The sequence below is a fragment of the Breznakia sp. PF5-3 genome, from assembly GCF_029504745.1.
GTDB lineage: Bacteria > Bacillota_I > Bacilli_A > Erysipelotrichales > Erysipelotrichaceae > Breznakia.
On sequence record NZ_JAQFIQ010000004.1, the window covers coordinates 1 to 12942 of the forward strand.

Below are 12942 nucleotides of genomic sequence, written 5' to 3' on the forward strand. Positions count from 1 at the left end.
ATGTTTAATCGTCTTTATAGGAATGTCATACCTCGCAGCAATTGTTGAAGTACTCACACCAGAATCTTTTTCTAAAACAATCTTCTTTTTAATTTCGTTAGTCAACTTCATAAGAAAAACCCCCTTTGTTAGTTTATTGTCTAACTTTGGGGGTTCACATCAGTTGTAGTTCTTTTTTTGAACTTTTATGAACCTGTTTTGTGAGAAATGCGTCCAATAGTAAGCGGAGGAAAGAAAATGAGAAAAAGAATATTAAAAAGAACAGGGCTTTTATTTTTACTTACTGGAGTAATGGTGATGGCTTTTACTGCTAGTAATCCATTATTGGACACATATGCAGATGATGGAGTAATGCAAATTAGTGTAAATGCAGATGAGCAGAATGTTTCAATAAATGGAATGGATTGTGATGGGACAATTCCAACAACAGACGTTAATGAAGAATATTTTATTAATTTATTTGATGCGAAAATTGATGGAAATGTAAATGAAGTGATACATGTAGATTATACTTCTTTAAAAGGTGGAATAAATGTTGATAAACTTGGTATACATACGATTAGATTTTATTCGGAAAATCCAAGTATCATGGAAAAAGAAGTAAGTGTATTAGTGACTCAAAAAGATATTCTAGAAGTGTGTGATCTTAATGATGATTATCAGTTTACAGCATATAATATAGTTATATCTGCTGATAAAGCAGAAAATATTACGAATGAGGATATTATAAAGTTATCACAAGCACAAATAATTCGTTTAAGTGATTTGGAAGAAATGGAAGTTATAGTTGAATCAACAACTTTACTTGCTGAAAGAGGAGAATATACAGCGAAACTAGTTATGAAAGAGAATCCTCAGATTTCTAAAACAATTATAATAAAAGTAGTAAAGGATTGTCCTTTGGTTGTTGAATATCAACAAAATGCAGAAGACTTTACAGTGAAACGTAGTGAACTTGCTAATTTAACCAAAGCAGATTATATTGCTCGTTCCAAAGCAGAAATAAAGAAAGCAGTTGATATGGATGCGGATTGCAATCCAATTTATGAGGCTTTAGAATTAGAAATTGATGCTTATCCAAAAGGGGATGAAGATGAGTTTTTTATGAGCTTTTCTGCAAAAGGTGAATATGGTATTCAAGTAGTTTCTAAAATTACGATTGTTGAAGATTCAAAGCCTAATCTAATTATTCAAAAAAATGATCTTGAACTTACACTTGAAGATTTAAATACAATCACAGCAGAAAAGTTGATTGAATTATTGGATATATCTTTTACAGTAGAAGATACTTTGAGTAGATCATTACCAACAGCAGCAGACGTTGTTATCAATGCAGAAGATTTAGACGCTTTAAAGAGTGTTTCGTCGGCTGGAGAATATTATGTAAGATTTACAGTGAATTATAAAGGGTATGAATACGATTCTAAAATCATGGTAACAATTGTGGATACTGGTAAAAAAGCTCCTGCTGTAGCTGGAAGTACAACGGCAAAAGGTAATAATATGACAGCTACATCAAATGCTGTAAATACTTCAGATCAAAAAAACACACCAGTTTATGCTCTGTTGTTATTGGCAAGTGTTATGATTTTGAAAAGAAATTATAAAACAGAAGAATAGGTATTAAAGCTGCAATAACGCAGCTTTTTTTATGAATGAACTCGGATGAAAATAAAATCATATTTATGTATTTATAGAGCTGTATTTATCATGGGTTTGAACTTGTGAAATAATTATTTTTTGCCTTTATTTTGACCCTTGTTTATGCTATACTAAATTCGTGATATATAAATACACAAGGAGGAATTTAGAAAATGCCAATTATTATTGATGTTTACGCTAGAGAAGTCATTGACTCTCGTGGAAATCCAACAGTTGAAGTTGAATTAACTACACAATCTGGAGCTTACGGACGTGCTATGGTTCCAAGTGGAGCTTCTACTGGAGAAAGAGAAGCACTAGAGTTACGTGATGGAGATAAAAGTCGTTTTGATGGAAAAGGTGTTACAAAAGCAGTAGCTAATGTTAACGATATTATTGCAGATGCAGTAATCGGATTAGACTGTACAGACCAATCATTAGTTGATAAGACAATGATTGAATTAGATGGAACTCCTGATAAATCAAAATTAGGAGCAAATGCTATTTTAGGTGTATCAATGGCTGCTGCAATTGCTGCTGCTGATTACTATGGAATGCCATTGTTTAAATACTTTGGTGGGTTTAATGGAAAAACATTACCTGTTCCAATGATGAATGTTGTAAATGGAGGATCACATGCTGATTCATCAGTAGATTTCCAAGAATTCATGATTATGCCAGTTGGAGCTAAAGATATCCAAGAAGCATTAAGAATGGGTGCTGAAACATTCCATGCTTTAAAAGCTGTTTTAAAGGCAAAAGGACAAGTTACTGCAGTAGGTGATGAAGGTGGATTTGCACCAAACCTAGAAAACAACGAAGCACCATTGAAAGTAATTATGGAAGCAATCGAAAAAGCAGGATACAAACCTGGAAAAGATATCATGTTAGCAATGGATGTTGCAGCTAGCGAATTCTATAATGCAGACAAAAATGTATACGAATTATCAAAATCAGGAACTGGAACAAAAACAACTGATGAAATGATTGATATGTATGCTGAATGGGTAGATAAATACCCAATCATCTCAATTGAAGATGGTCTTGGAGAAAACGACTGGGATGGATGGAAAAAACTTACAGATCGTTTAGGAGATAAAATTCAATTGGTTGGAGATGACTTGTTTGTTACAAACCCTAAAATTCTTAAAGAAGGAATTGAAAAAGGAATTGCAAACTCAATTCTAATCAAAGTAAACCAAATTGGTACATTAACAGAAACTTTCGACGCTATTGAAATGGCTAAGAAAGCAGGATATACTTGTGTGGTTTCTCACCGTTCAGGTGAAACAGAAGATTCAACAATTGCAGATATTGCTGTTGGATTAAACGCTGGTCAAATTAAAACGGGATCTATGTCTAGAACAGACCGTATCGCGAAATACAATCAATTATTAAGAATTGATGATGAAATTAATAGTCGTGGTGAAGAAAAGATTTCTGTTTACCCACAATTATCAGCATTCTATAATATTAAGAAGTAATTTAAAATACCCTTTTTAGGGTATTTTTACTTTATTGATAAAAAAACGAACTTTTTACCAATATAATGTGTCTTACATAATGGAAGATGCCCGCCCTCAAAAGATATAACATTCTTTTCATGGGGTATTTACAAAAAGCAGAAAATACTTCTGCTTTTTTAATTTGTTAGAGTATAAATCTAATAATAAAAAAGTTATGATTTAAGTTCTCATTTACTTGGAGATGGTATTGATGTAGTAAATTCTATGAATCTTTTATAAAAAACGTAGATAAATTCTAGGGCTTGTGAAGATTATAATTGATTTTTTATTGAAATTTACTTGGACTATGATATAATAGTATGGCAATGAAAGGAGGATGTTGAAATGTTAGATATTTTGTTAATGGTTGTTGCAGTAGCTATTATCGTCCTTTCGTTATTACAAAGTGGAAAATCTGACGGTATTAGCGGTGCCTTTACCGGAGGTGAGGGTTTGAACTTATTCGCTAATGTCAAAGAACGAGGACCTGAGAAAATAATAGCTAATATTACATTGGTTTTAGGAATTATTTTCTTTGTGTTAGTAATATTAATTAGACTATAAGAAAAGACCAATTGGTCTTTTTTTTAAAGAGAAGGGAGGGATAATAATGAACTATACGAATATGATATTAAATACCATTCAATCAAACAAATATAAGGGCTTAGATGTAAATGGGTTTAAAGAAGCATTTTCTGTTTCGTCAAGTCAGGAATTGACCCAATTGATGAAATCACTAAATCGTTTGGAAGATGAGTATATTATTATTCAAAATGAAAAGAATCAATATTTCCCTTTGGAGAAGTTAGGTTATTTTGTTGGAGTGTTGCGTAAAAATCCTAAAGGTTTTGGTTTTGTTGAAAATGATGAAATGAGTATATATGCAAATCGCTATGAAATTGTTAAGTATTTAGATGGTGATGAGGTGTTGGCTCGCATTATTCATAATCGAGATGATAGTATTGAATGTGAAGTCATTAAGGTGATTTCACATTCAAAACATACAGTTATAGGGGTAATTAAGAAGAAAAATAATCGGACATGGTTTTTACCAGATACACCGATGCCAAATCAGAAGTTTAAAATTCGTAATTTAAAAGATTTTAAATTAGTAAATGATACGAAAGTTCAATTGTATATTGAAAAGTTTGGAAAAACTTTAGAATGTACAATTTTGCAGATTATTGGTCATAAATATGATCCAGGAATTGATATTTTAAGTATTTTGTTGGAACATGATATTGAGCCTGCATTTCCTAAAGGTGTACTTCAAGAAGCAGATCAGATAAAGGAAGAAATTACAGAAGATGATAAAAAAGGTCGATTGGATTTACGTGATGAATTAACCATTACAATCGATGGCGAAGATTCAAAAGACTTAGATGATGCTATAAGCGTGAAACGTAAGGGCAAGAACTATGTGCTAGGCGTGCATATCGCTGATGTGTCTTATTATGTCAAAGAAGGAAGTTTGTTAGATAAAGAGGCTTATAAGCGCGGTACGAGTGTGTATGTAGTGGATCGTGTAGTACCAATGTTGCCTCATGTACTATCGAATGGAATTTGTAGCCTTAATGAAAAGGTAGAACGGCTTACTCTTTCATGTATCATGGAAATCAATCATCATGGAGAAGTTGTTGACTACAAGATTGCACCATCTTATATTAAAACAACAAGACGAATGACATATACAAATGTAAATCTTATTTTGAATGGTAATCAGAAAGTGCAAAAGAAATTTGATGATCTTTTAGAGATGCTGGATGATGCTAAGCAGCTTTCTATGATTTTAAGGAAACGGAAAGATGCCTTAGGTGAAATTGATTTTGATAAAAAAGAAAGTAAGATTTTAGTTGATAAACAAGGAAAAGTAAAAGATATTGTTTTACGTGAACGAGGAGAAGCAGAACGCATCATTGAAGATTTTATGATTGCAGCGAATGAATGTGTAGCAGCGCATACAAAGCATTTGGATATGCCGAGTATTTATCGTGTTCATGAGACACCAGATCCTAAGAAGATGCGTGAATTTGCACATTTAGTGAATACAATGGGGTATACTTTAAAAGCAGATGTAAATCATGTATATCCAAAGCAATTACAGCAATTGCTTAAGCAAGCACATAAAGATCCATCTTTTGATGTATTATCTACATACATGTTACGTAGTATGAGAAAAGCACGTTATGATCAAAATTGTCTTGGGCATTTTGGTTTGGGATTGCAAGAGTATACACACTTTACTTCGCCAATACGGAGGTATCCAGATTTAATCGTTCATCGTATGTTGAGAAAACATTATTTCAATCATGTTCATAATCTAGAAATGATTGAAAAAGATGAACACTTTATTGATGAAGCCAGCGAACATACATCAAAAATGGAACGTAATGCAGTAGAAGCAGAACGTGACGTAGAAGATATGAAGAAATGTGAATATATGGAAGCATATATTAATCATAAGTTCGATGGTGTTGTTTCTTCAATAACTAAGTTTGGGATGTTTGTGGAACTTGAAAATACAATTGAAGGACTAGTCCATATTTCTACTTTAAAAGATGATGTATATCACTATGATGATCGTGCTAAAGCATTAATTGCTCAGCATAGTGCAAAGCAATACAAAATGGGACAAAAAGTTAGAGTTAAAGTTATAGATGCGTCGAAGTTTAAAAAACAAATTGATTTTGAAATCATATAGGAGACGTTATGAAAAAAATACTAATCGTTACGTTGTCATTCTTATTAGTAGCTTGTTCTGGTGGAAAATCAGATAAAGTAGAAAATAAGAAAGAAGATAAGCAAGAAGTAAAAAAAGAGGAAATTGTAGATATTTCATTTTCTGCTGTTGGAGATAATTTAATTCATGAAGCAATTTATTATTATAATAGAGATGCAAATGGAAACTATAGCTTTGATGATATTTATACAAATACCAACTATCTTACAAAAGATGCTGATATTTCTTACATCAACCAAGAGACTATTTGTGGTGGAACGGAATTAGGGTTATCAGGCTATCCAACATTTAATGGGCCTTATGAAATTTTAGATGCTGTCCATAAAGCAGGATTTAATTGGTTGTCGGGTTCTAGTAATCATAGCTTTGATCGTGGCGAACAAGGGATTGTAAATGAGTTAAAGTATTTAGATAAATATCCTGATCTTACTGTGAGTGGAATTCAATCATCTGCCGATGCAGAGCGTTATCATATAAAGGAAGTTGATGGTGTAAAAGTTGGGATGATTGGATATACATATGGTTTAAATGGGTTTGAATTACCAGCAGGAAAAGAATATCTAGTCAATCTTATAGATTTGGATGTAATAAAAGCAGATATGGAACAATTAAATCAGATTAGTGATATCCAAGTTGTAAGTATGCATTGGGGCGAAGAATATCAGCTCGAAGAAAATGCTGAACAAGAAGAATTAGCACAATATCTTAGTGATTTAGGTGTAGATGTAATCATTGGTGGACATCCACATGTAATTCAACCTATGGATTATCTTAAAGGGGAAAATGGAAATGAAACATTGGTCATATATTCCCTAGGAAATTTCTTATCTGCGCAAGATGTAAATTATCGTATGCTTGGTGGCATGGCTCGTTGGACTATTAAATATAATAAAACAACAAAAGCGATTGCATTTGATGAAGTGGCATTTTGGCCAACCGTAACGTATATTTCAGATAATTTTAAAAACTATCGTACGTATGTATTGAAAGATTACACGGATGAATTAGCAAAAACACATACATTAACATCACAAAATCAAGATGTTACAAGACAATACTTTATTGATTTGGTAGAGTCGGTGATGAATGATAAAGTAGAAATCATATATTAGGAGGAAATGATGAGGAAAGTTATTACATATAATCGAAAAGCGAAACATGATTATTTTATTGAAGATACTTTTGAAGCTGGACTTGTATTACATGGGACAGAAATAAAATCAATTCGCAAAGGGTCAATTCAATTGAAAGAAGCATATATTTCGTTTATTGATCATGAAGCTTATATAAAAAACATGCATATTCCTCCTTATGAGTTTGGTAATATTTTTAATCATGATGAGACAAGGGATCGAAAATTGCTTTTACATCGTCATGAGATTAAAAAGCTTGAACAAAAGACAAGGTTACAAGGTTATACGATTGTACCTTTGTCTTTGTATTTGGAAAAAGGGAAAGCGAAGCTAGAAATTGCTTTGGCAAAAGGGAAGCATCTTTATGATAAACGAAATACAGAAAAACAAAGAGATGCAGATCGAATGATGCAAAAGGCAATCAAAAGATCTTATTAGTATGCTATAATAACTCTGTTATAGAAATATCCTGGGGCTGTAAAGGTTTCGACAGGAATATGTTTGGTATAAACTGCAGTCGTGTGATCCACGTTAATCATCAATCCAATTTAACTGGAAAAACTAAATTAGCTAACATCTTTGGTGGTAACCAAAGTGTTGCATTTGCTGCTTAATATAACCTAAAAACTGGTTGCAGCCAAATATCTTTGTGTAGCTTTCCACAAGATATTTTGTAAAGATGAAAGATAAGGTAGTTATTTGTTAGTCTAGGATACTACACGAAAATCAAATAGATTAGATTAATAGATTTTCTTTTGTTTGCTTGAAACTATTAATTATTAAAGTAAACTAAACTGTAGAGGTTTATACGTGGGACTATTTTTGGACGCGAGTTCGACTCTCGCCAGCTCCACCAATATGAAAATGACCCCTTAAATAAGGGGTTTTATTATGCTTAATTATAATTTGGTGTACTTTTGCATATGATTTGCAATAATTCCTATTTGAATCATGAGAATATTTTATTGCAGTATCGATTTTGTTATAATGAAGATATCAATAATCTAGAATTTGTGGAGGTATTAGAAAATGAAGAATATCTTGAAACTCTTAAGTGAAATTTTTGGCGAAATTGATTTCATGGATTCTAAAGTGCAATTTTTTTTCTTTTTCCTAGGAGTGGTAATATTTCTTTTTGTTATTGCGATATTTCTATATTTTAAATTATTTATATCGAAATCAAATAAACAGGATGTTGAATCAATTGATAAAGCAATCATCAGGTTGAAAAAAATTATGCTATTTGATAAGATTGTACTTTTTATTGTTGTAATAATTATATTTGTTTTAGGTGTTCTACATTTTTTTGAACTCATAGATATTTATCAGTATCCATTCAATATGGCTGCATTAGTGGCATTATCTTTAATACCTATTTTTCTTGTAGCTGTATTTGGAATAAGAGGAGGTATAAGTTCAAATCAACAAAAGTTAAATCAACTCAAAACGCTTAGAAAGTAAGTAATATTTTATGCACTTTCATGATGATAAAACTTGAATGTTAAGATACGTTGCTTGTGGCAACTAGTGGGCTCTCTTATAATAGTGATACAACTGAAAGAAAGGAGGTTATTCTTAATGTTAAACGAGAATATTAAAGCAATCAGAAAATCAAAAGGGCTTTCACAAGAAGAGCTCGCTATTAAGCTGAATGTGGTACGACAAACAATCTCTAAATGGGAGCAAGGATTGTCAGTTCCTGATTCTGATATGTTGATATCAATATCGGAAGTGTTTGAAACACCTGTAAGTACTTTGCTTGGAGAAACGATTCCTGAGACGAAAGTTGATGACATAAAAGCGATTTCCGAAAAATTGGAGATTATAAACTTACAACTTGCACAAAGGAAGGTTACAAGACGAAAAACCCTTTATTGGTTACTTATCCCATTGTGTGCCTTCATAGTAATAACTTTTGTGATCTTAACAGTATTAAATAGTCCTTACTTAGATTGGGATTATAATAATCCTGAAACCAGCGTTATTGGGGTAGCTTTTCATGCTTTTGAGTGGTTGTTTTTCAGATTAGCTCCAATCATACTTATAGGATCAATCATTGGAATTTTTTTAGTATGGAAGAAAGTATAAAATACGATATTTTTGGATATAGTTCAAACTTTAAAAGTTCAGTTGGTAGAGATGGACAGTTAATCAAATGTCGGATGAGATAAAAAATAGTTAAGAATCGCTTTTTAATCAAGCATTATAGGTATGGATGGAGGAAGAGCGTAAAATGAATGATATTCTTAAAATTATGATTTCCTATTGACACATTTTTAATTATGTGATATTTATAATATATAAGATATATAATAATATATCTTATAAGATTAAATATTTGGAAGAGATATCACGAAAAGAAAGGGATAAAAGGTGTAACTGTTTTTAGTAAACGGTTCGGAAGAAGTAAACAGAATTTTACTAGTAATTAAATATCTTTAATATGAAGTTATTTGAAGCGGTAAATCGCAACTAGTGAAAGATAAAGTATTAACTCTTTATGTCATATAGGATGGTCCAACAACTACCCCTACAATTAAAGCAAGAGATTCAAAATTATCAGTTTCTACACTCAATTGTTACCAATTGCTGCTTTCTCAATACTAATCCTTAAGTGACATGGGTAAAAGAGTTAAATAAAAAAAGGGAATTAAAGAATTCTCTTTTTTTATGTCATTGACTTGCTGCAAGAGTTACATTAAGATTAAATTATAAATGAAATATAAGGAGATACTATGAAACAAAAAATGAGAAAAGCATTCCAAAAATTTGAGGGTGGACTATTTAGTGAGGTAGAAAAAGCGGATGTTGGTGATTCATATCAAAAGCTGGGAGAACAAGGCGTTGATTTGATGGGGTGGGCAGATCCATATAATCCTGATTTTTCTCTTCCTGATCATGTATTAAAGGCGACATTGGATGCAGTTAATGCACCCCTTTCTGCACATTATACAGCACCAATTGGAAATGATGATCTTAAGGTTGCAATCGCAAAGAAGTTAAAAAGACAAAATGGTTTAGAAGTTGTTGCAAAACGCAATATTCTAATTACTCCTGGATCTGATTCAGGGTTGTATTATGCAATGCTCTCTTTTTTAGATGCGGAAGATGAAGTAATGATTCCAACACCATCTTATCCAAATAATTTTCAAAACGTGGAAATATTAGGTGCAAAGGCGATACCAATTCAATTGAAAGAGAAAGATGATTTTCAAATTGATATTAAAGAGTTTGAAAAACGTCTTACACCAAAAACAAAAATGGTAGTTTTAACACATCCAAATAATCCAACGACAACAGTGTTTAATGAATCTTCATTGTTTCAATTAGCAGACTTTATTATTAAAAATGATTTAATTTTAGTATGTGATCAAGCATTTGAAGATTTCACATATGAAAATAAAATGATTACCCCTGCATCATTACCTGGTATGTGGGAACGTACCATTACTGTTTTTTCAGTATCAAAAGGAATGGGATTTAGTGGTTATCGAGTGGGCTATTTAGTTACAAATGATGTAATTATGGATGCTTTATATGGGGCTGCAGTTAGTGTTTTAGGAGCGACAAATAGTATTGCTCAAGTAGCAGTATTGGCAGCATTTGAAGATCAAAGTTTCATGAAAGCATTCGAAAACTCATTTGATTATCGACGTAAAAAAGCTTATGAAATTTTGAATCAAATTCCTAATGTTTCAATGAAGCTTCCAGAATCTGGTTTCCTTTGTTGGGTTGATGTATCAAAACTTGGCAATGCTTCAGACATTGTATCTTATTTGATTCAACATGCGAAAGTATGTGTGAATGATGGTATTAATTATGGGCCTGGAGGAGAAGGTCATATCCGGATTGTCTTAGGAGTATATAAAGATGATGAGCGGGTGGTTGATGCTTTACGAAGAATTAAATCAGCTCTAATTGATTATCAAAAATAGTAAATAAAAATGAATATTGTTGTTTTCGAATTTTAACTTTTAGTTTGTGAAAACGCTTGCAATCTAAAATTAAGTATGGTAGTATGACAGTGTAAGTTGGATAGTGATTGTTTTACAAGCTAAACCTATTTACTCATTATAATATGTTTTTATATTATTTGGGTGAATGGGTTTTTATTATTTTAGAAAGAGGTTCATATTATGAAAATAGAGAAAATCTTGAATAATAATGTGGTTGTAATTCACGATGAAAAAGGGCTTGAAAAAATTGTAATGGGGCGTGGGCTAGCTTTTAAAAGAAAAGTTGGCGACGAGATTGATGCGAATATGGTAGATAAAGAATTCTATATGGCTAATCATGATGTCAATAGTAGATTTCAAGAATTAGTTGTAGATATTCCGCTTGAGTATTTGGAATTGGGAGAAGATATTGTAAAGTTTGCGAAAACACATTTGGGACGTAAACTTAATGACTCCATTTACATATCTATAGTAGACCATATGTATACAGCAATCGTAAGATTTCAAGAGGGAATAGTTGTGAAAAATGCATTGTTATGGGATACCAAAAGGTTCTACCCAGATGAATTTGAAGTTGGGAAACAAGCATTGGATATGATAGAAGAAAAGTTTAAAGTGCGTTTGCCAGAAGATGAGGCAGGGTTTATTGCCTTACATATTGTAAATGCACAAATGGAAGAAGAAATTGAAGATGTTTATGAAATTACGAAAGTAATGCAAGAAATTTCAAATATCGTAAAGTACTTCTTCAATGTAGAATTTGATGAAGATTCAGTTTATTTCTATCGTTTTATCACACATTTAAAGTTTTTTGCGCAACGTTTGATAAATCATAATACGTATGCGAGTGAAACTGAGGATGATTTATTGGAAGTGATAAAAGTTAAATATAGAAATGCATATGAATGTGTTGTTAAGATTACGCAGTTTATCGCAGAAAAATATGATTATGTATTATCCAACGAAGAACAACTATATCTAACCATTCATATAGAAAGGGTTATATATAAGAGTGATAAGTAGATGAATAAAAGAATAGTATTTTTAGATATTGATGGAACTTTGTGTTTAGATGATGCTACAACGGTACCAAATAGTGCAATTGAAGCATGTCAAAGAGCTAGAGAAAATGGACACAAATTATATTTATGTACAGGAAGATCAAAACCCGAAATATTCGATCATGTAATGGATATCGGATTTGATGGAATCATTGGAGCGGGCGGTGGTTTTTGTGAGAGTGATGGAAAAACGATTTTTCATGAACGAGTAGCAAAAGAAGAAGTCGTTCATGCTGTAGATTATTTCACTTCAAATAAAATTCCTTTTTATGTAGAAAGTAATGGTGGATTGTATGCAGGTCCAAGATGTAAGAATCGCTTAGAATATCTACTTTATGGAGATGTTCTAAATGATATGGATGCAAAACGTCAAAAAGAAGAAAATCCACATCCGTTTATTGAGGAATTAATTGATGGAGAAGACAATTTATATCGCGAAGATGTAAACAAAATATGTTTTTTAGGAAATGAGAGAATTTCATTTGAAAAGATAAAGAAAGAATTTGAAAATCAATATGAGGTTATTCACTGTACCGTACCTGCTTTTGGTTCTAACAGTGGTGAATTAGCAGTTGCTGGAGTGAGTAAGGCAAGTGCAATTGATAAGTTATTAACATATTTGAAACAAAAAGATGCATCAACGATTGCAATCGGTGATGGAACGAATGACATTGATATGTTTCAATATTGTGATATTGGTATTGCCATGGGGAATGCCAAGCAAGCTTTAATTGATATAGCAGATGATGTGACAAAACGTCATGATGAAGATGGTATTTATGAAGCATTTAAGAAATATCAATTAATTTAAGAAAGTAAGTAAAAGCAGAAAGGAGGCATTTGTTAATAAGAAAAGCTTTAGTTATAAAATCATTAGTTATGGATGGTGACATTAAGTTGGCCAAA

General features: G+C 31.8%; 11 protein-coding genes and 1 other RNA gene. All 12 read left to right on the top strand.

All coding sequences use genetic code 11. From position 1 onward, the window contains the following. The first annotated feature begins 237 nt into the window (after nt 1-237). The 12 genes from M2475_RS01500 to M2475_RS01555 all read left to right on the top strand — a co-directional run bounded on the left by M2475_RS01500 (nt 238) and on the right by M2475_RS01555 (nt 12847). Entirely contained in the window at nt 238-1620 is a 1383-nt protein-coding gene (locus tag M2475_RS01500) for a hypothetical protein (RefSeq protein ID WP_277489147.1), read from the top strand. A gap of 194 nt (nt 1621-1814) precedes the next feature. Next, entirely contained in the window at nt 1815-3125 is a 1311-nt protein-coding gene (eno, locus tag M2475_RS01505) for a phosphopyruvate hydratase (RefSeq protein WP_277489148.1), read from the top strand. 366 nt (nt 3126-3491) lie between these two features. After that, nucleotides 3492-3710 (top strand): preprotein translocase subunit SecG, encoded by a 219-nt coding sequence (secG, locus tag M2475_RS01510; protein WP_277489150.1) that lies wholly within the window; start codon nt 3492-3494, stop codon nt 3708-3710. Nucleotides 3711-3756: 46 nt separating this feature from the next. Then, entirely contained in the window at nt 3757-5847 is a 2091-nt protein-coding gene (gene rnr, locus M2475_RS01515) for a ribonuclease R (RefSeq protein WP_277489151.1), read from the top strand. 8 nt (nt 5848-5855) lie between these two features. Further along, the gene (locus M2475_RS01520; protein WP_277489153.1) at nt 5856-6998 is read left to right on the top strand and encodes a CapA family protein; all 1143 of its coding nucleotides are present in this window, start codon (nt 5856-5858) and stop codon (nt 6996-6998) included. Nucleotides 6999-7007: 9 nt separating this feature from the next. Continuing rightward, nucleotides 7008-7457 carry an SsrA-binding protein SmpB gene (gene smpB / locus M2475_RS01525; protein WP_277489154.1) on the top strand — a complete coding sequence of 150 codons (450 nt, stop codon included), beginning with the start codon at nt 7008-7010 and terminating at the stop codon, nt 7455-7457. Nucleotides 7458-7490: 33 nt separating this feature from the next. After that, nucleotides 7491-7875, top strand: a transfer-messenger RNA (tmRNA) gene (gene ssrA / locus M2475_RS01530). A 173-nt stretch (nt 7876-8048) separates the two neighbouring features. Then, a complete protein-coding gene (locus M2475_RS01535) occupies nt 8049-8480 on the top strand; it encodes a hypothetical protein (RefSeq protein WP_277489155.1) in 432 nt (143 codons plus the stop codon). A 117-nt stretch (nt 8481-8597) separates the two neighbouring features. Next, entirely contained in the window at nt 8598-9107 is a 510-nt protein-coding gene (locus tag M2475_RS01540; protein ID WP_277489156.1) for a helix-turn-helix transcriptional regulator, read from the top strand. 647 nt (nt 9108-9754) lie between these two features. Continuing rightward, nucleotides 9755-10954 (top strand): pyridoxal phosphate-dependent aminotransferase, encoded by a 1200-nt coding sequence (locus M2475_RS01545; protein WP_277489157.1) that lies wholly within the window; start codon nt 9755-9757, stop codon nt 10952-10954. 201 nt (nt 10955-11155) lie between these two features. Then, entirely contained in the window at nt 11156-11998 is an 843-nt protein-coding gene (locus M2475_RS01550) for a PRD domain-containing protein (protein ID WP_277489159.1), read from the top strand. Then, nucleotides 11999-12847 (top strand): Cof-type HAD-IIB family hydrolase, encoded by an 849-nt coding sequence (locus tag M2475_RS01555; protein WP_277489160.1) that lies wholly within the window; start codon nt 11999-12001, stop codon nt 12845-12847. Nucleotides 12848-12942 lie beyond the last annotated feature (95 nt).